Source organism: Streptomyces boninensis (assembly GCF_048572725.1).
In the GTDB taxonomy this organism is placed as follows: domain Bacteria; phylum Actinomycetota; class Actinomycetes; order Streptomycetales; family Streptomycetaceae; genus Streptomyces; species Streptomyces boninensis.
The window spans coordinates 6,691,284-6,714,475 of record NZ_CP183837.1; the positions used below are offsets into that span (position 1 = coordinate 6,691,284).

The 23,192-nt window shown below is 71.4% G+C and carries 17 protein-coding genes; 12 read left to right on the top strand and 5 right to left on the bottom strand.

Annotation, left to right across the window (positions count from 1 at the left end; all coding sequences use genetic code 11):
* Positions 1-130: 130 nt before the first annotated feature.
* The 4 genes from ACNNMR_RS30755 to ACNNMR_RS30770 form a co-directional block, all read right to left on the bottom strand.
* On the bottom strand, positions 131-748 hold the full coding sequence (locus tag ACNNMR_RS30755) for a TetR/AcrR family transcriptional regulator (protein WP_420000540.1): 618 nt from the start codon (positions 746-748) through the stop codon (positions 131-133).
* A gap of 15 nt (positions 749-763) precedes the next feature.
* A complete protein-coding gene (locus ACNNMR_RS30760) occupies positions 764-2,053 on the bottom strand; it encodes a hypothetical protein (protein WP_420000541.1) in 1,290 nt (429 codons plus the stop codon).
* Positions 2,053-2,346, bottom strand: coding sequence for a hypothetical protein (locus ACNNMR_RS30765; RefSeq protein WP_419997942.1), 294 nt, complete (start codon positions 2,344-2,346; stop codon positions 2,053-2,055). The genes ACNNMR_RS30760 and ACNNMR_RS30765 overlap by 1 nt, the downstream gene beginning before the upstream one ends.
* A 239-nt stretch (positions 2,347-2,585) precedes the next feature.
* Positions 2,586-4,691 carry a right-handed parallel beta-helix repeat-containing protein gene (locus ACNNMR_RS30770; protein WP_419997943.1) on the bottom strand — a complete coding sequence of 702 codons (2,106 nt, stop codon included), beginning with the start codon at positions 4,689-4,691 and terminating at the stop codon, positions 2,586-2,588.
* A gap of 95 nt (positions 4,692-4,786) precedes the next feature.
* On the opposite strand from ACNNMR_RS30770, the gene glgP reads away from it, so the two are divergent.
* The 9 genes from glgP (at position 4,787) to ACNNMR_RS30815 (ending at position 18,987) form a co-directional block, all read left to right on the top strand.
* A complete protein-coding gene (gene glgP, locus ACNNMR_RS30775) occupies positions 4,787-7,447 on the top strand; it encodes an alpha-glucan family phosphorylase (RefSeq protein ID WP_419997944.1) in 2,661 nt (886 codons plus the stop codon).
* Between the two features lie 175 nt (positions 7,448-7,622).
* Complete coding sequence (glgX, locus tag ACNNMR_RS30780; protein WP_419997945.1) at positions 7,623-9,857, top strand: glycogen debranching protein GlgX; 2,235 nt, start codon at positions 7,623-7,625, stop codon at positions 9,855-9,857.
* A 35-nt stretch (positions 9,858-9,892) separates the two neighbouring features.
* Positions 9,893-11,755, top strand: coding sequence for an ABC transporter ATP-binding protein (locus ACNNMR_RS30785; protein ID WP_419997946.1), 1,863 nt, complete (start codon positions 9,893-9,895; stop codon positions 11,753-11,755).
* Positions 11,752-13,689 (top strand): ABC transporter ATP-binding protein, encoded by a 1,938-nt coding sequence (locus ACNNMR_RS30790; protein ID WP_419997947.1) that lies wholly within the window; start codon positions 11,752-11,754, stop codon positions 13,687-13,689. Before ACNNMR_RS30785 ends, ACNNMR_RS30790 begins: the two co-directional genes overlap by 4 nt.
* 165 nt (positions 13,690-13,854) lie before the next feature.
* Positions 13,855-15,051, top strand: coding sequence for a L,D-transpeptidase (locus ACNNMR_RS30795; RefSeq protein WP_420000542.1), 1,197 nt, complete (start codon positions 13,855-13,857; stop codon positions 15,049-15,051).
* A 46-nt stretch (positions 15,052-15,097) separates the two neighbouring features.
* Positions 15,098-15,871, top strand: coding sequence for an enoyl-CoA hydratase/isomerase family protein (locus ACNNMR_RS30800; RefSeq protein WP_419997948.1), 774 nt, complete (start codon positions 15,098-15,100; stop codon positions 15,869-15,871).
* 202 nt (positions 15,872-16,073) lie between these two features.
* Positions 16,074-16,577, top strand: a complete 504-nt coding sequence (locus ACNNMR_RS30805) for an ATP-binding protein (RefSeq protein WP_419997949.1) — start codon at positions 16,074-16,076, stop codon at positions 16,575-16,577.
* A 66-nt stretch (positions 16,578-16,643) separates the two neighbouring features.
* Entirely contained in the window at positions 16,644-18,341 is a 1,698-nt protein-coding gene (locus ACNNMR_RS30810) for a GAF domain-containing protein (RefSeq protein ID WP_419997950.1), read from the top strand.
* 64 nt (positions 18,342-18,405) lie between these two features.
* Complete coding sequence (locus ACNNMR_RS30815) at positions 18,406-18,987, top strand: hypothetical protein (protein WP_419997951.1); 582 nt, start codon at positions 18,406-18,408, stop codon at positions 18,985-18,987.
* Here the strand turns inward: ACNNMR_RS30815 and ACNNMR_RS30820 are convergent.
* Positions 18,984-19,388 carry a MerR family transcriptional regulator gene (locus ACNNMR_RS30820; RefSeq protein WP_419997952.1) on the bottom strand — a complete coding sequence of 135 codons (405 nt, stop codon included), beginning with the start codon at positions 19,386-19,388 and terminating at the stop codon, positions 18,984-18,986. The two genes, ACNNMR_RS30815 and ACNNMR_RS30820, sit on opposite strands and share 4 nt — an antisense overlap.
* Before the next feature lie 58 nt (positions 19,389-19,446).
* Here ACNNMR_RS30820 and ACNNMR_RS30825 point away from each other — a divergent pair, with 58 nt between their 5' ends.
* The 3 genes from ACNNMR_RS30825 (at position 19,447) to ACNNMR_RS30835 (ending at position 23,174) form a co-directional block, all read left to right on the top strand.
* A complete protein-coding gene (locus ACNNMR_RS30825) occupies positions 19,447-20,670 on the top strand; it encodes an MFS transporter (RefSeq protein ID WP_419997953.1) in 1,224 nt (407 codons plus the stop codon).
* Between the two features lie 390 nt (positions 20,671-21,060).
* The gene (locus ACNNMR_RS30830; RefSeq protein ID WP_419997954.1) at positions 21,061-22,404 is read left to right on the top strand and encodes an L-fuconate dehydratase; all 1,344 of its coding nucleotides are present in this window, start codon (positions 21,061-21,063) and stop codon (positions 22,402-22,404) included.
* Positions 22,401-23,174 carry an SDR family NAD(P)-dependent oxidoreductase gene (locus ACNNMR_RS30835; RefSeq protein WP_419997955.1) on the top strand — a complete coding sequence of 258 codons (774 nt, stop codon included), beginning with the start codon at positions 22,401-22,403 and terminating at the stop codon, positions 23,172-23,174. Before ACNNMR_RS30830 ends, ACNNMR_RS30835 begins: the two co-directional genes overlap by 4 nt.
* Positions 23,175-23,192: the final 18 nt, after the last annotated feature.

Here is a 23,192-nt window from a genome sequence, read left to right on the forward strand (position 1 = left end):
TCACTCATGTGGGCGAGGTGGGACCTGGCGATGCGGTGAGCCTTCCACGGTCGGAGTAGGGGCAATCCGGCCGCAGATGAACTACTCGTACGTAACGAGCTACCTGGTGGCTGCTGGCTCCATTCGGACGTTAACCGACGTGTCGGGCGTCGGCGAGGGGGTCCGCAAGGGTTCGGCCGAGATACGCGGTGAGCAGTGTCCGGGTCTCTGCGATGAGGGCCGGATCACCGTCGGGGGCTTCGCGGAAGGCGAGTTGGAGGAGGGCGTCGGCGGCTTCGAGGGCGACGCGGCCGGCGCGGTGCAGCAGCTCCGGGTCGCGCCCGGTGTGCTCGGCGAGCAGCCCGGTGAGGTGATCGGCGACGAGCTCATTCCCGGCGAAGTCGACGACCGCGAAGCCCGGGACGGTGCGCTTCATGGCCACGTACTCGTCGAGCATGACATCGATGACGGCCCGCCAGTCGTCCGTACGCCCCTCGAGCCCGCGCTCGATGCGCTCGGTGAACTCGGTCAGATTCCGGTGCGCGAGCGCCGCGGCGAGCTCCCGCTTATTCCCGAAGAACCGGTAGACAGAACCGATCGGCACCCCCGCCCGCGCGGCCACGGCGCGCGTGGTCAGCGCCTCGTAACCGGCCTCATCGAGCAGCCCGGCAGCGGCGTCGAGGATCCGGGCGAGGCGCTCGGCGCTCCGCTGCTGCACGGGTACGCGGCGCAGGGAGGCGGGCGTCGGACGGCTTGGCATCGGCTTCATCATGCCTCAGTCCCGTCAGGCGAGGAGGAGGGCGAGCCCGCCGACGGTGTAGCAGATCATCAGCACGAGCAGCGGCAGCTGGCCCGCGACGGCCCGGTGCGGCGGGAAGAGCCGTACGGCGCGATCGTGGGCGGCGACGACGCCGAGGACGTGCCCGGTGACGACGGCGGCTACCTGGAGGGTGGCGAGGCCGGAGGGGGAGAGCGGCGGATCGCCCGGAACCGGATTGTCAGTGCCGTATGCGAGGGTGACTGTGCGTGGGGCTTCGGTGGCGAAGAGTGAGAAGTAGTGGGCGACGAGATAGCCGGTGGCAATCGGCAGAAGGGAGTGGGCGAAGGCCTGTTGTGACGACACCCCGGCGCGATTCCGGCCGCCGCCGGAGATGAGCCGGGAGACGGCGGTGCAGAGGGCGAAGAGGGCACCCGCGCCTAGTATCGCGGCGAGGAGCCCGAGCGTCCCGGTGGCGGTACGACCAAGTGCTGAGGTCTGCAGCGTGTCGATCCAGGAGGGGGTGGCGGAGTACCCGTCATAGGCGGTGGACCCGAGCAGCACGCAGGCGGTGGCGGCGAGCCCGGGGAGCTGGGGGACGGCATCGAGGCTGTGGAAAGGATGCCGCAGCACAAGCCGCCCGTCGCCCCCGCGACGGCCGAGCGGCGAGAGATGCCCGAGCAGAGCGGAGTAGACCTCGAAGGCATCGCCACGCCCGAACCAGGCGCTGCCGTACCGGGCGGCGGCAAGGAGATGAACGGCGCTGTAGCCCACAACAAACGAAAGCAGGGTGCCCCGGGACGCAGGCTCAGGAGAGACAAGCTCAAGCCAGGTAAAGACAGCGAGCCCGACCGCGGCGGGCCAGAACCCAAGCCTGGCCGGCAGCGGCCGCCCACCATCGGCATCGCGCCGCAACACCCGACACGCGAGGAGATGGAGCGTCCGCAACGGATTGAGCAGCCGCCACACGGGCCCGAACAAGACGGAGGCGGGCACGAGCCCGACCCAGAGCACCACGTAGATCGCGCCGGGCGCCGGATTGCGATCGGGGTCGTCGGGCCCGACCAGCAGATGCCCAACGACAAAGAAAGTCCCGACCAGCCCCACCCCACGCAGGGTGTAGCGCAGCACCCGCCCGTCGATGACACGCTGCACTCCGGCCGCCACCGGCCGCCCAGCCGAGCCCGAGAACCGCGACTCGGGCCAGAGCAGCCCCAGCGCCAGAAAGGAGACGAACAGCGCCGCAAACGCCCCCGCATACGCGTAAAAGACCGAGATCGGCAGGTCCTGCCGATCCCCGACCCCATGCGCGAGCATCACCGTACGAGCAATTGGGTCAGCACCAGATGAGCAGAGTGCGTCTCGACCTGAAACAGCCCACTCCGATCCGCGGTAAAGGCAATCGTGACGGCCTTACCCGGCTTCAGAGCAGCCGCCTTGTCGTACCCATGCACATGCAGCTCATCAGCCACATCGCTGGTGACGGTCAGCTCAACCCGCGCCCCGACCTCAACCTCGGTCCGCCCGGGCTTCGGACTGACCTTCCCGCCGGCGATACGGATGATGACCTCACGCGCCCCACCGTGCGCAGGCTGCGTAGCAGGCGCCACGGACCCGGTCGCCTCCTCGTGACTGGTCCCGGGCCGATGATGCGTAGTCGGCAACGAACAGCCGCCCACGGCAAGCACACCGGCGACAAGCAATGCGGCCCCCGCCCGACCGCACCCGGCAGCGCTGAGGAGGGGACGGGGTGGAGCAACGCCGCCGAAAAAACCCAGCGTCCCCAGCGGCGGCTGACCACCGCGTTTTTTCGGTGGTGTCGCGGAACCCCGTCCCCGGCCCGCGGCGCTCACGACACCGCCCCCGCAGAAGCCGGCTCCCCGGAAGCGGCCTCACCCCGCAGGGGCACTCGCAGGCGAGCCACAACCACCACCGCCCACACGACCCAGACCACCCCGACCAGCATCCGCACCCACGCCGGACTCACCGGAACCCACGGGATCATGAACACCGCCTTGTCAAAGGCATCAAGCAGCGTCAGCACCCCCATGGCCACGGTGACCCACGCAAACGCCCGCCGCTGACCCCGCAACACCCACCCGGTCGCCGCCCACCACGCACCGAGCAGCACCAGCCCAGCCACCGGTACCAGCGTGTCCGCAGACGACCCGGCAGACCCGACCACGTCCAGCACCAGCCCCAGCAAGCCAGCCACCGCCGCACCTCCAGCGACCCGCCCGGCCACACCACCAGCCGCCAGGCTGGACCGCAATCGCCACCACAGCACGCCCCCGACCAGCACCAACACCACAGCCACACCAAGAGCGATCTGCACCTCGACCCGCTCAACCCCCCGCGCCCCATACCAATCACACCCCGCCGGCAACCTCCGCGCCCGCGCGTCGTACTCCGAGCACACCATCAGCTGCGCGAGCTTCGCCGGCTCCCCGACGACCCGGTCCGTATCCCCGGACACCTCACCCCGCCTGCCCCCGCACTCCGGCAGCGACCTCGGGCTGGACGCCCCCGCGCTCGCCTGCCAGCAATTCCCCCCGCCCTGCCCGTCCCACCACACATCCGTGTCATTCGGCCGCGACCGCCCAGCCCGGTCCTCCCCGAAGTGATTCCCCGCGTAGCGATTGTGATGAGACGTATCGAACTGCTTCCCCAGCGCACCCTCACCCCGGATGAAGGCGGGCACCGCACTCAAGAACACCCCGGCCCGCTGATGCCCGGAGATCCAGTTGTCCTCGTAGATGTTCCAGTTCCCGCCGGCGGTGATGATCCCGGTCCCCGGCGGCATGGAGATCTGCGGACACACCACCCCCCGCTCGTACCCCCGCCGCGCCGGCGGCTTGGCGCATGTGCCATCCCGCACGTACCGGTAGTAGTTCTGGTTGTTGTCGCGGATCTCATTGCGCTCGAAGCGCGCATGGTTCTGCGGCAGCCCCGGATGGCCGGGGAAGGCGCTGTCCATCGACGCGCCGCCCATGTTCTGCGCGAAGACGTTGTCGTGCACATAAACCGAGTCCCCGGCCGTTCCCGAGTACCCGACCATGTTGTGGTGGCTGTAGCAGCCCGTGATCTCGATCGAGTACCGCGGGACGTCGTACCCGCGCCCGTTGTTGATGTCCGACGCGCTGCCCGGGTAGATCCCGGAGTCCCCGTTCCCGGACGACTCGCAGTTCTTGTACAGCCCATGGTCAGACGCGAAGGTCAGGAACCCGTACTCGTCGTTCCACCGCGTCAGCACGTCATCGATGACGAAGCCGTCCCCCGCCAGCACATACAGCGAGTTGAAGGTCGACCGCTGGGCCGTGAAGTTCTTGAAGTAGACGCCGTCCGACTCGTCCGCGCGGATGACGTTCAGCTTCTTGTACTGCCCGTCGATGATGACGTCCGACCGCGACAGCCCGGTCCCCTCCACCTGGAGATCCTTCTTGCCGATGATCGCGACCAGATTCTGGTTGGACGGACATCGCTTCTGCTGCGCGTACGACAGGATCTGATACCCGAGCGACGAGTCCCGCGCCTTCAGGCGCGCGCACGCCCCCGAAGGCTTCGGCTGGGTCGGCTCCTCCTTGTAGACACCCGGCAGGATCGCGATGGTCATCCCCGGCCGGTCGACGGCGTCGACAGCGGCCTGCAAGTGGCGGTACCCGTCCTTACCCCCACACCGGGCGAACAGCCGCTCATTCCGCTCCTTCAGCCCCCGCGGATACCTGGCGATCCGCCGCTCGAAGTCCGCCCGCCCGGCCCGCCCGGTCTTGCACACCAGCAGGTCCGGCTCGCCCTTCCGATACGTAGGCACACTCCCGGACCCGTCCGGGAACTTCACCGGCCGCTCCTCATGAGCCACCGCAGGCGCGGCGAGCAGCAGCCCTCCGAGCACCAGCACAGACAGCAGGGCAGCGACACCTGCGAGACCCCTCCGCGTGCACCATGTCCACGACATGGACCGCAGAGTAGAACAACCCTCATCTTTTGTGAGCCCTATCGGCGTACCATCATTCTGGGCAAATCGCCCAGCCCGCCGCTACCTTCGTTTACGTGAAGGCGATTCGTAGGTTCACCGTCCGTCCCGTCCTCCCCGAACCCCTCCGCCCACTCAGCGAGCTGAGCCGGAATCTGCGGTGGTCCTGGCACCCCGAAACCCGCGAGCTGTTCGAGTCCGTAGACCCCGACCGGTGGCGCGAGACCGGCGGCGATCCCGTACGGCTGCTCGGCTCCGTAGCCACCGAACGCCTCACCGCGCTCGCCGCCGACGACGGCTTTCTGCGCCGGCTCGAGGCCGTACGGGAGGATCTGCGCGACTACACGACCGGGCCGCGCTGGTACCAGCAGACCCAGCAGGACGGCGGCGACCTGCCCGCCGGCATCGCGTACTTCTCGCCGGAGTTCGGGATTACGGGCGCGCTGCCGCAGTACTCCGGCGGCCTGGGCATCCTCGCCGGGGACCACCTCAAGGCGGCCAGCGACCTCGGCGTGCCGCTGATCGGCGTCGGCCTGCTCTACCGGCACGGCTACTTCCGCCAGTCCCTCTCCCGCGAGGGCTGGCAGCAGGAGCACTACCCGGTGCTCGACCCCAACGAGCTCCCCCTCGCCCGCCTCGCCGAGGACGACGGCCGCCCGGTGCAGCTCCGCCTCGCCCTGCCCGGCGGCCGGTCGCTGCGCGCCGAGGTGTGGGTGGCGACGGTCGGCAGGGTGCCGCTGCTGCTCCTCGACTCCGACGTGGACGAGAACGCGCCCAGCGAACGGGACGTCACCGACCGGCTGTACGGCGGCGGCTCCGAGCACCGGCTGCTGCAGGAGATGCTGCTGGGCATCGGCGGCGTCCGGGCGGTACGGGCGTACTGCCGGCTCACCGGACACGCCACACCCGAGGTCTTCCACACCAACGAGGGCCACGCCGGCTTCCTCGGCCTGGAGCGGATCCGGGAGCTGACCGCGGAAGCCAAGGGCACCCTCGGCTTCCAGGCGGCCCTCGAAGCGGTCAGATCCGGCACCGTCTTCACCACCCACACCCCCGTCCCGGCTGGCATCGACCGCTTCGACCGCGAGCTGGTCGCCCGCCACCTCGGCGACGACGGCGAGCTCCCCGGCATCGACGCGGAACAGGTGCTGCGGCTCGGCATGGAGTCGTATCCGGGCGGCGAGCCGAACTGCTTCAACATGGCGGTGATGGGCCTGCGCCTCGCCCAGCGCGCGAACGGCGTCTCGACGCTGCACGGAAGCGTCAGCCGCGCCATGTTCGCGGGCCTGTGGCCGGGCTTCGACCCGGAGGAGGTGCCGATCGCCTCCGTCACGAACGGCGTACACGCGCCGACCTGGGTGGCCCCCGAGGTCTTCCGCCTCGGCGCCCGGCAGATCGGCGCGCAGCGCACCGAGGACGCGCTCAGCGTGGGCGCCTCCGAGCGCTGGGACGCGGTCCTGGAGATCCCGGACCGCGACGTCTGGGAGCTGCGCAGGTCGCTGCGCGCCCAGCTCGTCGAGGAGGTACGGACCCGGCTGCGCGCCTCGTGGCGCGAGCGCGGCGCGGGCAGCGCGGAGCTGGGCTGGATCGACGGGGTGCTGGACCCGGACGTGCTGACGATCGGCTTCGCGCGCCGCGTGCCCTCGTACAAGCGGCTCACCCTGATGCTCCGCGACCGCGACCGGCTGATGGACCTGCTGCTGCACCCGGACCGGCCCGTACAGATCGTGGTGGCGGGCAAGGCGCACCCGGCCGACGACGGCGGGAAGGCGCTGATCCAGGAGCTGGTGCGGTTCGCGGACGACCCGCGGGTGCGGCACCGGATCGTCTTCCTCCCCGACTACGGCATGACGATGGCGCAGAAGCTCTACACCGGCTGCGACGTCTGGCTGAACAACCCGCTCCGCCCGCTGGAGGCATGCGGCACGTCCGGGATGAAGGCCGCGCTGAACGGCTGCCTGAATCTCTCGATCCGCGACGGCTGGTGGGACGAGTGGTACGAGCCCGACTTCGGCTGGGCGATCCCGACCGCGGACGGCTCCGCCACGGATGACGAGCGGCGGGACGAGCTGGAGGCGGCGGCGATCTACACGCTGCTGGAGGAGCGGGTGACGCCACGGTTCTACGACACCACCGGCACCGGCGGCACGGCCGGCAGCGGCCTGCCCGGCCGCTGGATCGACATGGTGCGCCAGACGCTCGTCCACCTCGGCCCGAAGGTGCTCGCCGGGCGGATGGTGCGCGAATACGTGGAGCGCCTGTACGCCCCCGCGGCGCGCGCGCACCGGGCGCTGACGCCCGACGTCGCCGCCGAGCTGGCGGAGTGGAAGGCGCGAGTGCGCGGGGCCTGGCCGCGAGTCGCCGTGGAGCACGTGGAGGCGAGCGCCCAGCCCGCCGCCGCGGAGCTCGGCTCGACGCTGAACCTGCGCGTGCGGGTGACGCTCGGCGAGCTGGCACCGGACGAGGTGGAGGTGCAGGCCGTCGCCGGGCGGGTGGACGGCGAGGACCGCATCACGGAGGCGGCGACGGTGGCGCTGAAGGCGGCGGCGGGACCGGATCTGGAGGGCCGGTGGGTGTACGAGGGCCCGCTGTCGCTGGACCGGACGGGCGCGTTCGGCTACACGGTGCGCGTCCTGCCGTCGCACCGGCTGCTGGCTTCCGCCGCGGAGCTGGGGCTGGTGGCCGTACCCGCGGAGGGCGGGGTGTCGGAGTCGGAGGCGGGTGTGCTGCTGCGCTAGCGGCGCGGCTTACCGTCGGTGCGGGTTGGGTGGGGCGGCTTGCGAAACGTCCCGGGCCCACCCGTCCCGCCCTGCGGGACGCCTGCCCCCGGAGTTGCGTAGCCCTGCCCTGGGCACAACACGTTCGAGGACGGGACTCCTCATTTCTTGAGCCGCGAGCAGCCGGAGGCCATACGTGTCGAGCGCCGCCGATCAGGAGGCACTGCCAGAGAAGGACTTACGCCCGGCCGCAGCCGTCTGGCCGGGCGCGCCGCAGCCGCTCGGGGCGCGGTACCGCCGGCCGGGCGACGGCGCCGTCGAAGGCACCAACTTCGCGCTCTGGGCCGGGGGCGCGGAGGCCGTCGAGCTGTGCCTGTTCGACGAGCGGGGCGGGGAGCGGCGGCTGGAGCTCGCCGAGCTGACGCATGAGATCTGGCACGGCTTCGTTCCGGGCGTCAGGCCCGGGGTGCGGTACGGGTATCGCGTGCACGGCCGCTGGGACCCGTGGACCGGGCATCGCTTCAACCCCGCCAAGCTGCTCCTCGACCCGTATGCACGGGCCGTCGACGGCGCCCGCGGCGGAGCCGCTGATGGCTACAGCAGTACCCCCGCCGAGGTGTACGGCCATGTGCGCGACTGGCCCGACCGGCACCTGGCCGACACGGTGCGGGACGAGCGGGACTCGGGCCCGTACGTCCCGAAAGGCGTCGTCGTCGGCGGCGACGTGGGCGCCGACGAGTGGCTCGACGACCGGCGGCCCAAGACGCCGTGGCCCGACTCCGTCGTCTACGAGCTGCACGTGCGCGGCTTCACCATGCGGCACCCGGGGATCCCGGAGCGGCTGCGCGGCACGTACGCCGGGCTCGGGCATCCGGCGGCGATCGAGCACCTGACGGGGCTCGGGGTGACGGCCGTCGAGCTGCTGCCGGTGCATCAGTTCGCGCACGAGGACGGGCTGGGGCGGCGCGGGCTGCGCAATTACTGGGGCTACAACACCATCGGCTACTTCGCCCCGCACGCCGGCTACGCCGCCACCGGCACCCGCGGCGAGCAGGTCGGCGAGTTCCGGGAGATGGTGCGGGCGCTGCACGCCGCGGGCATCGAGGTGATCCTCGACGTCGTCTACAACCACACCGCGGAGGGGAGCGAGCTCGGGCCCACCTTCTCGCTGCGCGGGATCGACAATCGCGGCTACTACCGGCTGGGGCACGATCCCCGCCGCTACGCCGACTACACGGGCTGCGGCAACACCCTGGACGCCGTTCAGCCTCAGGTCCTCCGCCTGATCACCGACAGCCTGCGCTACTGGGTCACCGAGATGGGCGTGGACGGCTTCCGCTTCGACCTCGCCTCGGCGCTGGCGCGGGTGGCGCGGGACGGGGACGACGGCTTCGACATGCTGCATCCGTTTCTCGCCGTCATCAGCCAGGACCCGGTGCTGCGGCGGGTGAAGCTCATCGCCGAGCCGTGGGATGTGGCGGCGGGCGGCTATCAGGTGGGCGGCTTTCCGCCGCTGTGGTCGGAGTGGAACGACCGCTACCGGGACGCGGTGCGGGACTTCTGGCGGGGTGCGCTGCCGGACGTACGCGACCTCGGCTACCGGCTGTCCGGGTCCAGCGATCTGTACGGCTGGGGCGGGCGCCGCCCGTACGCCTCGGTCAATTTCGTCACGGCGCACGACGGCTTCACGCTCCGGGACCTGGTGTCGTACGAGCGGAAGCACAACGAGGCCAACGGGGAGGGGAACCGGGACGGGACCAACGACAACCGGTCCTGGAACTGCGGCCACGAGGGCGAGTCGGACAGCCCCGGGATCCAGGCCCTGCGGCGGCGGCAGGTGAAGAACCTGCTGGCGACGCTGCTGCTCTCCACCGGAGTGCCGATGCTGGTGGCCGGCGATGAGATGGGCCGTACGCAGGGCGGCAACAACAATGCGTACTGCCAGGACAACGAGGTCAGCTGGGTCGACTGGGGGCTGCTGGACGATCCGGGGTGGGGATCCGTGCACCGGCTCGTCCGGCGGCTGGTCGAGCTGCGGCGGACGCACCCCGTACTGCGGCGGCGGGCCTTCTTCGCGGGGCGGCCGCACGGGGACGGCGGGCTGCGCGATCTGGCGTGGTTCACGGCGCGGGGCGTCGAGATGAACGAGGGGGACTGGTTCGCGCCGCGGGACACCTTCGGGATGTTCCTGTCCGGTACGGACATCGCGCAGCGCGGGCCGCAGGGGGAGCCGGTGGTGGACGACAGCTTCCTGGTGGTGCTGCACGCGGGGGGTGCGGAGACCGACTTTCTCGTGCCGGGGGCGCCCTGGGCGCGGGAGTACGAGGTCGTGGTCGACACGGCGGAGGAGGCGGAGGGGCGGCGGGTGCGGGGCGGGGAGCGGCTGCCGGTGGCGGCGAGGTCGGTGGTTCTGCTGACGAAAACCGGGTGAGGTCTGTCAGTAGCGGAACGTAGTCTCGTTCGTTGATGCCTTCTGCAACCACTCCCGCCGGTAAGAGCCGCTCCGCCGTCCGTTCACTCCTCCGTCTGTGGCCGTATGTGCTGCCCGTGCGGGTACGGCTTTTCGGCGCCGCCGCGGTCGCCGTCGTCGCCTCCTGCCTGGGGCTTGTCTTCCCCCTGGTGCTGAAGTGGATCGTGGACGGCCCGGTCGCCGACCGCGATCCGGCCGGGGTGTGGTTCGGGGGCGGGATGCTGCTGGCGCTCGGGGTGGCGGAGGCGCTGCTGTTCGGGCTGCGGCGGTGGCTGGTGGCGCGGCCGCTGGCCGGGGTGGAGGCGGCGATGCGCGCCGATCTCTACCGGCATCTGCAGCGGCTGCCGGTGTCCTTCCATGACCGGTGGGCGTCCGGGCAGTTGCTGTCGCGGGGCACCACGGATCTGATGCTGCTGCGCATGTTCCTGGCCTTCCCGATGACCTTTCTGCTGGTCAACGGAGTCACGATCATTGCCGGGTTCGGCATTCTGCTGTCCCAGCGGTGGTCGCTCGGGCTGGTGCTGCTGGCGCCGGTGCTGCCGCTGGTGGCGGGCTGCTTCCTCTTCGAGAAGAAGTACTTCAAGGTGGCGCGGCGGGCGCAGGACCAGGTCGGCGATCTCACCACGGTCGTCGAGGAGTCGGTGCTCGGCATCCGCATCATCAAGGGCTTCGGCCGCCACCGCAGCCAGGCCCGCGCCTTCCGCGAGCTGACCCGCACGCTGCGGGGCACGGAGCTGGCCAAGGCGCGGCTGCTCAGCGCGATCATGGCGCTGATCACCACGCTGCCGGAGCTGGCGATCGGGGTCGCGCTGGTCTTCGGGTCCGTACAGGTCGCGGACGGCGATCTGTCGGCGGGGACGCTGGTGGCCTTCCTGTCGACGGCGCTGGCGCTGCGGTGGCCGGTGGAGTCGATCGGCTTCCTGCTGGCGATCAGCAATGACGCGGCGTCGGCGGCGGACCGGTTCTTCGAGGTGATGGACGAGACGCCGGCGAACGTCGGGGACAAGGCGACCGGTTCGAAGGCGGCGGCGGGTGCCCCCGCGCACGGCAAGGCTCCCGCGCCTCGCTCGGCCGAGCAGAGCACCGGGGACGGCTCCGGGATGGTCTTCGAGCGCGTCGTCTTCCGCTACCCCGACGCGCCGCCCGACTCCGCCGCCACCCTCGACGGCATCGACCTGGTCATCCGGCACGGCGAGACCATGGCGCTCGTCGGCGCCACCGGGTCCGGCAAGACCACGCTCACCGCGCTCGTGCCGCGGCTGTACGAGCCGACCGCCGGGCGGATCACGCTCGACGGGCGCGACATCACCGCCATGCCGCGCGACGAGCTGCGCGAGCTCGTGGCGGTGGCGTTCGAGGAGCCGACGCTGTTCTCCGCCGCGGCCGGCGAGAACGTGCTCATGGGCGCGGACGGCGCTGAAGAGCACGACCTGCTGCGGGCGCTGGACGTGGCGCAGGCCGGGTTCGTACACGACCTGCCCGACGGGGCCGCTACCCAGGTCGGGGAGCAGGGGCTGAGCCTGTCCGGCGGGCAGCGCCAGCGGCTGGCCCTCGCCCGGGCCATCGTCGGGCGGCCGCGCTTCCTGGTGCTCGACGATCCGCTGTCCGCGCTCGACGTGCACACCGAGGCGCTGGTGGAGGCGGCGCTCAGACGGGTGCTGGCCGAGACCACCGCGCTCGTCGTGGCGCACCGGCCTTCCACGGTGCTGCTCGCGGACCGGGTCGCGATGCTGTCCGGGGGGCGGATCGCCGCCGTCGGCACGCACGCGGAGCTGCTGCACAGCAGCCCGGAATACCGGGAGTTGATGTCGGGGACCGGAGACGAACGGGCCAAGATCGCAGAGGGGGCGGCGCGATGACGACGCAGACCGGACCGACCACCGCGGGGGACGACGCCCCCCGCCCCGCACCCGCGGAAGCCGTCGACCGCCGCTCCCACGACAGACCCGGAGCCGACGTCCCGGCACCCGCACCCGCAGCCGCGGACGGCCCGGGCGACCCCTTCGACCAGGACATCCTCCCCGCCCCCAAGGGCGCCCCCCGCCGTCTCCTCGCCTCCCTCCTCGCGCCGCGCAAGGCCAGGGTGTGGCTGACGGCCGTCCTCATCCTGCTGCAGCAGGCCGCCGTGCAGGCCGGCCCGCTGCTCGTCGCGTACGCCATCGACTCCGCCGTCCCCGACTTCCGCAGCCACGGCTGGTCCTGGACCGGCCCGCTGGCCGCCGTCGCCGCCGGGTATGCGCTCTGCGCCCTGGCGGGCGGCGTGCTGCAGCTGTTGTTCGTACGGTCCGCGGCCCGGGTCAACCAGGACGTGCTGGTCGATCTCCGCGGCCGGATCTTCCGGCACGCCCAGGCGCTCAGCGTCGACTTCCACGACCGCTACACGTCCGGCCGGCTCATCTCCCGCTCGACCAACGACGTCGAGGCGCTGCGGGAGCTGCTCAACGAGGGCCTGCAGGAGCTCATCGTCGTCGCCCTCTCCACCGTGTACATCGCCGCGATGCTGCTGTGGCTGGACCTCGGCCTCGGCGGGGCGGCGCTGCTGTCGTTCGTGCCGCTCTTCGCCTGGGTGCGGCTCTTCCAGCGGCGCTCCCACCGGCTGTACAAGAAGCGGTCCACGGCCATCGCCGCCGTGATCGTGAAGTTCGTCGAGACGATGAACGGCATCCGCCCGGTCCAGGCCTTCCGCCGCGAGCCCGCCAACGACGGCGACTTCCACCGCCTCAACCGCCACCACGAGCGCATCAACGGCGACTCGATCCTGGAGATGGCGCGGTACGTGGTCGGCTCCCGGCTCACCGCGAACGCCTTCGTCGCCGCGGTGGTCGTCTGGGGCGCGTACCGGGTGGCCGAGGGCGGGCTGGCGCTGGGCGTGCTGGCGGCCGCGGTGCTGTATCTGCGGCGGCTCTACGACCCGATCGACCGGCTCGGCATGTTCCTCAACTCCTATCAGTCCGCGGCCGCTTCCCTGGAGAAGATCTCCGGGCTGCTCGCCCAGGCCCCGTCCGTACCGGAGCCGTCGGACCCGCGGACGCTGCCCGAGCGGGCCGCGGACGCCCCGGGCCGCGAGGTCGTCTTCGACGCCGTCCGCTTCGGCTACCGGACCGGCGGCGAGGTGCTGCCGCGCTTCGACCTGACCTTCCCGGCCGGGCAGACGGTCGCGGTCGTCGGCGCCACCGGCGCCGGGAAGTCGACCCTCGCCAAGCTGCTGGCCCGGTTCTACGACCCCACGGCGGGCGCCGTCCGCCTCGACGGCGTCGACCTGCGCGAGCTGGCCATCGCCGAGCTGCGGCGCGGCGTGGTGATGGTGACGCAGGAGGCGTTCCTGTTCTCCGGCACCGTCGCCGAGAACATCGCCATCGGCCGGCCCGACGCCACCCGGGAGGAGATCGAGCAGGCCGCCAAGGCCATCGGCGCGCACGACTTCATCACCCGCCTCCCCGAGGGTTACGACACCGACGTCCGCAAGCGCGGCGGCCGCATCTCGGCCGGGCAGCGGCAGCTGGTCGCCTTCGCCCGCGCGCTGCTCGCCGACCCCGCGGTGCTGATCCTCGACGAGGCCACCTCGTCACTGGACATTCCGGGCGAACGGGCGGTGCAGGCCGCCATGCACACGGTGCTGCGGGGCCGTACCGCCGTGGTGATCGCGCACCGCCTGTCCACCGTCGAGATCGCCGACCGCGTACTCGTGATGGCGGACGGGAAGGTTGTTGAGGACGGCTCTCCTGAGGAACTGATCGCCGGCCGTGGCCGCTTCGCCGAGCTGCATCAGGCGTGGCGGGAGAGCGTCGTGTGACGCCGCAGGCGATTGGAACTGAACGGTGACATTCGTCGGAGGTGACCCGCGGATTGGTGTGGTTATCTATCTGAGGTGCGCATATCGCGCGCGGGGGTAGATACACGGGGCGTGCGAGGGGAGATCTCGGTCTTGATGGCGGGGAAGCGTACTGGACGGAGCATGATGGCGCTGCTCGCCGGCGCCGTCATGGTGCTCGTCGCGGCATGCGGCGGGGGCGACGGGGACGACGACAAGGGCAAGTCCGGCAAAGAGGGCAAGGACGGCAAGAAGGCCTCGCAGGCCGTCGTGGACATAGCCCCGAAGAACGGCGCCGACGGCGTCGCCACCGAGGACGCCCTGAAGGTGACCGCGAGCAAGGGCAAGCTCACGTCGGTCAAGGTCGCGGACGCCAAGGGCAATGCGGTCAAGGGCGAGATATCCAAGGACGGGGCCGAGTGGAAGCCGGCTGACCACCTGGCCACTCAGACCAAGTACACCGTGAACGCCGTCGCCGAGGACAAGGAAGGCCTGAAGGCCGCCAAGCACGCGTCGTTCACCACGATCGTCCCGAAGAACACCTTCGTCGGCTACTTCACGCCGGAGAACGGCGAGACCGTCGGCGCGGGCATGCCGGTCTCGATCAACTTCAACCGGCCGATCTCCGACCGCCAGGCCGTCGAGGACGCGATCAAGGTGACCGCGGACCCGGGCGTCGAGATCGAGGGCCACTGGTTCGGCCGCCAGCGCCTCGACTTCCGCCCGCAGACCTACTGGGTCTCCGGCACCAAGGTCAACCTCAGCCTCCGGCTGAACGGCGTGCAGGCCGCCGACGGCGTCTACGGCAAGCAGTCCAAGGACGTGAACTTCACCATCGGCCGCAGCCAGGTCTCCACCGTCGACGCCAAGTCCAAGAAGATGACGGTCAAGCGCGACGGCAAGCTCATCAAGACCATCCCGATCAGCTCGGGCGCGCCGGCCAACCCGACGTACAACGGCCAGATGGTGATCAGCGAGAAGCTCCCGGTCACCCGCATGAACGGCGCCACGGTCGGGTTCACGGACGACGACGGCGAGGGTGAGTACGACATCAAGGACGTGCCGCACGCGATGCGGCTGTCCACGTCGGGCACCTTCATCCACGGCAACTACTGGTCGGGCAGGGCGGCCTTCGGGTCGGTCAACGCCAGCCACGGCTGCGTCGGCCTCTTCGACGCGCGGGGCGGTGGCGACAAGTCGACGCCGGGCGCGTGGTTCTTCCGCAACTCGATGATCGGCGACGTGGTCGTCGTCAAGAACTCCAAGGACAAGACCATCCAGCCGGACAACGGTCTGAACGGCTGGAACATGTCCTGGGACGAGTGGACTGCGCCACAGGACTGACGCGGAAGAGTGTGGCTCATGGGGGCGGGCGGCTAGCCTCGCCCCCATGACTGCTGCTGCAACCCTCGACGTGGCCGACGGCGTCGGCACCCTCCGCCTCGACCGGCCGCCCATGAACGCCCTGGACGTCGCCCTCCAGGACCGCATCCGCGACCTCGCCGACGAGGCCGCCCGCCGCGACGACGTGCGCGCCGTGGTGGTGTACGGCGGCGAGAAGGTCTTCGCGGCCGGCGCGGACATCAAGGAAATGCAGGACATGGACCACGCCGCGATGGTGGCGCGGTCGCGCGGGCTGCAGGACGCCTTCAGCGCGGTGGCCAAGATCCCGAAGCCGGTGGTCGCGGCCGTTACGGGCTACGCCCTGGGCGGCGGCTGCGAACTGGCGCTGTGCGCGGACATCAGGATCGCGGGCGAGTCCGCGAAGCTCGGCCAGCCGGAGATCCTGCTCGGGCTGATCCCGGGCGCCGGCGGCACCCAGCGCCTCGCCCGTCTCGTCGGCCCGGGACGGGCCAAGGACCTGATCTTCACCGGCCGGATGGTCAAGGCCGCCGAGGCCCTCGACATCGGCCTGGTCGAGAAGGTGGTCCCGGACGCCGAGGTGTACGAGCAGGCGCACGCCTGGGCCGCGCGGCTGGCGCAGGGCCCGGCGATCGCGCTGCGGGCGGCCAAGGAGTGCGTCGACGGCGGCATTGAGACGGATCTGGAGACCGGGCTGGCGCTGGAGCGGAGCTGGTTCGCCGGACTCTTCGCCACCGAGGACCGGGAGACCGGGATGCGCAGCTTTGTCGAACAGGGGCCCGGTAAAGCCAAGTTCCGCTGAGGGTTAGCCGTACCTTAAGCGAACCTTAAGCGATTCCGGCCCGACACGATGCGTGATCAACTGAATACAGGGAAAAGTTGCTGGCCACGTCGCCGCCGCGAGCCTTAAGTGCTTCTGGCATATGACAACGTCCACCACCGGAACGGTCAATTCCGGGGGACTGATTCCGGCAGATCCCCTCCAAATTCGCCCCGTCAAGGCCATGATGGTGGGCATGGCGGGCCTCGAGGGAATGCAGCAGTCGCAGCGGCGGGCCGCCGCGGCGCGTCCCGGGGCTCCGGACGAGACCGACCTCAAGTCCCTTGACTTGTGCGGCAATCCGTCCGTGGACGAGGTCCGGCTGCCCTCCCGGCCGGAGTCGGCGGCCACCGCCAGGCGGCTGACGGAGTCGGTCTGCCTCGGCACCTGGGGCCTGTCGGCGCAGCTCGCCGAGAATGCCGTGCTGCTGGTCTCCGAGCTCGTCGGCAATGCCGTCCGGCACACCGGCGCCCGCACCTTCGGCCTGCGCATGCTGCGCCGCCGGGGCTGGATCCGTATCGAGGTCCGCGATCCGTCGCGCGGCCTGCCCTGCCTGATGCCGGTCCGCGAAATGGACACCAGCGGCCGCGGCTTGTTCCTGGTTGACAAGCTCGCGGACCGCTGGGGGGTGGACCTGCTGCCGCGCGGCAAGTCGACGTGGTTCGAGATGCGGGTGGCCGAGCGGTAGGGCGCTGATCGAGCCACCGCGCCTGACTTCACCCTTCCGGGTGTGATTGCTCGGTACCGTGGAGTAATGGAGCACAGCGAAGAGGCCCCGCCACGGCTGCAGTTGGATCAATTGCTCGACGAGCTCCAGTTGCGTATCGACGCGGTGCGCGGCACCCGCGACCGGGTGCAGGGGCTGCTGGAGGCGGTGCTCACCGTCGGACGCGAGCTGGACCTGCTGCAGGTGCTGCACAGCATCGTCGAGGCGGCGGTGGTGCTCGTCGACGCGGAGTACGGGGCGCTGGGCGTCATCGGCGAGGGCCAGCGGCTGGCACAGTTCCTGCCGGTGGGCGTGGACGAGCAGGCGCAGGGGGTGATCGGGCCGCTGCCCAAGGGCCACGGCATCCTCGGCGAGCTGATCCGCCACCCCGAGCCGCTGCGTCTTGAGGAGATCTCCCAGCACCCGGCGTCGTACGGCTTCCCGGCCGGCCATCCGCCGATGCACTCCTTCCTCGGCGTCCCCATCCGGGTCCGCGACGAGGTGTTCGGGATCCTCTACCTGACGGAGAAGCGCGGCGCGAAGGAGTTCGACGTAGAGGACGAGGCCGTGCTCGCCACCCTCGCCGTCGCCGCCGGAGTCGCCATCGAGAACGCCCGGTTGTACGAGGAGGCCCGCAGCCGCCAGCGCTGGCTGGAGGCCGCCGCGGAGGTGACCAACTCCCTCCTCTCAGGCGCCGACGAGCTCACGGTCCTGGAGCTGATCACCCAGCGGGCGTGCGCCATCCTCGACGCCGACCAGGGCAGCGTGGCACTGCCCGCGGGGACGGACGGATCTCTGCGGGTGGCGCTGGTGACGGGCGACGGCGCCGAGCACCAGCTCGGCCAGGACGTACCCGTCCACGGCACCCTCACCGGCACCGCGTTCCGCACCGGCGAGCCGGCGCTGAGCGACGACGTCGACAGCGACCCGCGGATCACCGCGAGCCTGCTCCTCGACTCGGGCATCGGCGCCGCGGTGGCGGCCCCGATCGGCACCGGCGAAGGCGTACGCGGCGTGGTGCTGCTCGCCCGTACCCAAGGCAAGCCCGCATTCACCCCCGCCGAGACGGCGCCGCTGCACGTCTTCACCGGGCAGGCCGCGCTGGCGCTGGAACTGGCCGGGCGGCGGCGCGACGCCGAGCAGGTGCGGCTGTACGCGGACCGCGACCGGATCGCCCGCGACCTGCACGACCTGGCGATCCAGCGGCTGTTCGCCACCGGCATCACGCTGCAGTCGGCCACCCGCTTCGTCAAGGCGAAGGAGGGACAGGAGCGGCTGGCGCGGGCGGTGGACGACCTGGACGAGACGATCAAGATAATCCGCGCCACGATCTTCGGGCTGCGGGTGCACGAGTCGGGTCCGGCGGTGCGCGGCCTTCGGATACGGGTCGTAGAGGCGCTGGAAGAGGCCGTGCCCGCGCTGGGCTTCACGCCGTCGCTGCGGGTGGAGGGCCTGGTCGATACGACGGTGGGCCCGCGGCTCGCGGACGAGGCCGTCGCCGTGCTCGGCGCGCTGCTGACGGCGATAGCCGAGGCGGCGGTGGGCTCGGCCGGGGTCGCGCTGATGGCGGCGGACGGGGAGCTGGCGCTGACCGTCGCCGTGGAGGGCGACCGGGGCGCGCCCGCCGAGCTGCGCCTGGAGGGGCTGGAGGAGCGGGTCGGGACGGCGGGCGGGGAGCTGGCCGTCCGGCCCCAAGCGGGCGGTGGGGTACGGGTGTTGTGGCGGATGCCACTGTCCGATAGCTGATCCCCCCTCAAGGGGTACCCGGTGCGACACTGATAGGGCCGGGGGGCATTGAGGGGCGCGATCGATGAAGCAGAGGTTGTGGTCGTGGCGTTGGCGGCAGAGCCCGCTACGGCGTGGGGTCGATGTGGCGGAGGGGTGGCTGCTGCTCGCCGCGATAGTCCTTGCGGCGGTGGGCGGCTTGCTGGCGGGCGTACGGGCGGCGGGCGCCGTCGACGACTACCTGGACCGCCAGCGCCTGCAGCGCCAACGCACGCCGGCGGTCCTGGTGCAGGACCCGAAACGCCCGCCGCGAGTCGACGGCACGAACGAGGTCTACAACGAGCGCATGCGGGCCCGGGTCCGCTGGTCCGACGAAGACGGCCGCTCGCACCGGGCGGTGACCCGCGTGCCCTCGCACCTGCGCACCGGCGACACCACGTCGATCTGGACCGACCCCACCGGCCGCACCCCCCTCCCGGCCCCGGCCACCAACAGCCAGGCGGCCCTTCAATCCGGCTTCACAGGCGCGGCGGCGGGCCTCGGCGTGGTCGGCGTCGTGGCCTTCGGCTGCCGCCTGGCGCAGCGCCGTATCGACCGGGCGCGGGAGCGGTGGTGGGCGGCGGAGTGGGCCAGGGTGGGGCCGGAGTGGCGGCGTAACGACGCTTAGGCGCCGTCGGCCGGCAAGTCGCTTACGACGGCGGCGCGTTCGGCGACCTCTGCGGGTGCGGCGGTGATGACATGGTCGAGCGCGGCCCGGGAGGTCTGCAGGTCGGTGATGGCCTGGTCGATGCGCTTGCGTTCGGAGAGCAGGTCGGCGATGAGGTTGGCGCAGGTGGGCACCAGGCGCTCTTCCTCCTCGCGCAGGCAGGGCAGGATCGTCGCGATGGTGGCGGTGGAGAGGCCGGCGGCGAGCAGGCTGCGGATGCGGCGCACGGTCTCGACGTCGGCCTCGCCGTATTCGCGGTAGCCGCTGGGCCGGCGCTCGGGGGACAGCAGGTGCTGCTCCTCGTAATAGCGCAGCAGCCGTTCGTGGACGCCGGTCCTGCGGGACAGCTCACCGATCCGCATGTGATCCTCCTCAGCGACGCTTGACTCTAACATTGATGTGAGACTTTAGCGTCCGGGTATGGACAAGAGCTTTACCCGGCTCGCCGCCCTCTGCGCGAGCGTCTTCGTTGTCGGTACGTCCGAATACCTGGTCGCGGGCCTGTTGCCCGAGGTCGGTGCGGACCTTCATGTGTCGCAGGGCACCGCCGGGCAGGCGGTGACCGCGTACGCCCTCGGTGTGGTGGTCGGCGGTCCCGCGGTGACCATGCTGACCGCCCGCCTGCCCCGTAAAGGCCTGGCGATCGGGCTGATGCTGCTGTTCGCCGCGGGCAGCGCGCTGAGTGCCCTGGCGCCGACGTTCGCGGTGCTGCTGGCCGGCCGGGTGGTTTCCTCGCTCAGCCACGCCGCATTCCTGGCGTTGGCGGTGGTGATGGCCACGAGTGTGGTGGACGAGGACAAGACCGGCTCCGCCATTGCCACCGTGGCGTCCGGCTTCACCGTGGCCACCTTGCTCGGGGTGCCCCTGGGGTCGCTGCTGGGGCATGCCGCGGGGTGGCGTGCCCCGTTCGCGGTGCTCACCGTGTTCACCCTGGCGGCCATCGCGCTGCTGGCGCTGGTGCTGCCCAGGCAGCAGGCGCCGGCCACCCGGCTGCGGGACGAGATCGGGGTGGTGCTGCGCAAGCCGGTGCTGCTGGCGGTCGCCACGACCGCGGTCGGCTTCTCCGGCGTCGCCGTCGTCTTCACCTACATCACGCCGCTGCTCACTCGCGTCGCGGGCTTCTCGCCGGCCGCCGTGTCCGGGTTGCTGCTCGCCTATGGAGCCGGCAGCTTCCTGGGCAACCTGGCCGCCGGCAAGCTGACCGACAAGGCCATGTCCGCGACGGTACGCGGGGTGTTCGGCGGGCTGACCGGCGTCCTCGCCGCGGTCCCGTTCGCCGTCCTGTGGCAGCCCACGGCGGTGCTCGCCGTCCTGGTCCTGGGACTCCTCGCCACCGCCACGATCGCCCCGCTGCAGGGCCTGATCATGCGCCACGCCGGCGCCGCTCCCACCTTGGCCACCGCCGTCAACGTCGGCGCCTTCAACCTCGGCGCGGCTGCAGGCTCCGCTCTGGGCGGGCTGATTGTGTCCGCGGGCGCACTGCGCTTCACCGGCCTGGCTGGGGCGGCGCTGAGCCTGACGGGCCTGGCGCTGACCTACCTGGTCCTGCCCGCACACAGCAACGGGCGGGTGGGTGGGCACATCCAAGGTTCGGCGGCGAGCGAGCAGCCGACGCGACAGCGGGAGGAGCACGGGTCGCGCTGAGAAGCGGCGCGAGTTGGGGTGGGAGCGCTCGGCCCCGCAAGGGGCAGCCGCGGCGACCGTTCGGGATGCGGTAGCCCGGCAGCCAGGTCAAATGCCGGGGTGCCGCCGGTCGCCGCGGCTTGGGTGTTTCGGGCCGGCCCGGCGCCGCTCAAAGAACCGGGCCGGCCTTCCTTCCCCCCAACGTGCCCTGCCCCACGTCACGGATCGGCGGGACGAGGCGTGAGCACATGATTGCGCCGCGTTGTCGGCCGGCGCATGGGGCCGAACGGCCCTTCCGCGACCGAACGGCCAGTCATGCGCGAGTCATCGGAGCAATGAGCCCCATCTGCGTCGAGTCTCTTGCACTTCGCCTGTTGACGCGAGCGATTGGTCTGATGAATATTCACGCCTATGGCAGCGATCCCCGGTAGCGCGTCCGCCGTCGTCACCTCCGTCGACACGTACGACGTCCGCTTCCCCACCTCCCGCGAACTCGACGGCTCCGACGCCATGAACCCCGACCCCGACTACTCAGCCGCCTACGTGGTGCTGCGCACCGACGCCGGGGACGGGCTCGAAGGCCACGGCTTCACCTTCACCATCGGCCGCGGCAACGACATCCAGGTCGCCGCCATCGACGCCCTGCGGCCGTATCTCGTCGGCAGATCCGTCGCCGCCCTCTGCGCCGACCCCGGCACCCTCGCCCGCGACCTCAACGGCGACAGCCAGCTGCGCTGGCTCGGCCCGGAGAAGGGCGTGATGCACATGGCGATCGGCGCGGCCGTCAACGCCGCCTGGGACCTCGCCGCGAAGCGGCAGGGCAAGCCGCTCTGGCAGCTCCTCGCCGACGCCGAACCCGAGTGGCTGGTCCGGCAGATCGACTTCCGTTACCTCAGTGACGCGCTGACTCCCGAGGACGCGCTGCAGCTGCTTCGCAAAGGCCGCGAGGGCGCCCAAGACCGCGCCGCCACCCTCCGCGACCGCGGCTACCCCGCGTACACCACCGCCCCCGGCTGGCTCGGCTACAGCGACGAGAAGCTCACCCGCCTCGCCAAGCAGGCCGTCGCCGACGGCTTCACCCAGATCAAGCTGAAGGTCGGCGCCGACCTCGACGACGACCTGCGCCGCATGCGCGCCGCCCGCGCCGCCGTCGGCCCTGACATCCGCATCGCCATCGACGCCAACCAGCGCTGGGACGTCACCCCGGCCGTCGACTGGGTCAAGGCCCTCGCCCCGTACGACCCGTACTGGATCGAGGAGCCCACCAGCCCGGACGACGTCCTCGGCCACGCGGCGATCCGCGAGGGCGTCGCCCCGGTCAAGGTCGCCACCGGCGAGCACTGCCAGAACCGCATCGTCTTCAAGCAGCTGCTGCAGGCCGGCGCCATCGACATCCTGCAGCTCGACGCCACCCGCGTCGGCGGCGTGAACGAGAACCTCGCGATCCTGCTGCTCGCCGCCAAGTTCGGGGTGCCGGTGTGCCCGCACGCGGGCGGGGTGGGGCTGTGCGAGCTGGTGCAGCACCTGTCGATGTTCGACTACGTGGCGCTGAGCGGGACCATGGACGACCGCGCCATCGAGTACGTCGACCACCTCCACGAGCACTTCGAGACGCCGGTACGGATCGAGCGCGCCCGCTATCTCCCGCCCGCGGAGCCCGGGTTCGGCGCCGAGCTCAAAGCGGAGTCGATCGCGACGTACCGTTATCCAGGCGGGTCGTACTGGGAAGCCGAGAGCGAGGAGGCGGCCGGATGAGCGCCGAGTTGGAAGGGCTGAAGGCGCTGGTCACCGGGGGTGGCAGCGGCATCGGACTGGCCACGGCGCAGCTGCTCGCCGCCCGCGGCGCGGACGTCGCCGTACTCGACCTGAAGCCGGACGCGGCCGAGGCACCGCTGCGCGCCTACGCCGCCGACGTATCCGACGACGCCTCCGTGCAGGCGGCCGTCAGCGAGGCGGCCGGGGACCTGCGCGGCCTGGACATCCTGGTCAACAACGCGGGCATCGGCGCCGCCGGCACCGTCGAGGACAACGACGACGCCGAATGGCAGCGGGTCCTGGACGTCAACGTCCTCGGCATGGTCCGCACCACCCGCGCCGCCCTCCGCCACCTGCGCCGCGCTGCCACTGCCCGTCCGGGCACTGCCGCGATCGTCAACACCTGCTCCATCGCCGCCACCGCGGGCCTGCCGCAGCGCGCCCTGTACAGCGCCAGCAAGGGCGCCGTGCTGTCGCTGACCCTCGCCATGGCCGCCGACCACGTCCGCGAGGGCATCCGCGTCAACTGCGTCAACCCCGGCACCGCCGACACCCCGTGGGTCGGCCGGCTGCTGGACGCCGCCGACGACCCGGACGCGGAGCGGGCCGCACTCAACGCCAGACAGCCGCTCGGCCGGCTGGTCAGCGCCGACGAGGTGGCGGCGGCCATCGCCTATCTCGCCGGACCGGCCGCCGCATCCGTCACCGGCACCGCCCTCGCCGTCGACGGCGGCATGCAGGGTCTGCGGCTGCGCCCGGCAGGGCAGTGACCATGACGACCACCGACC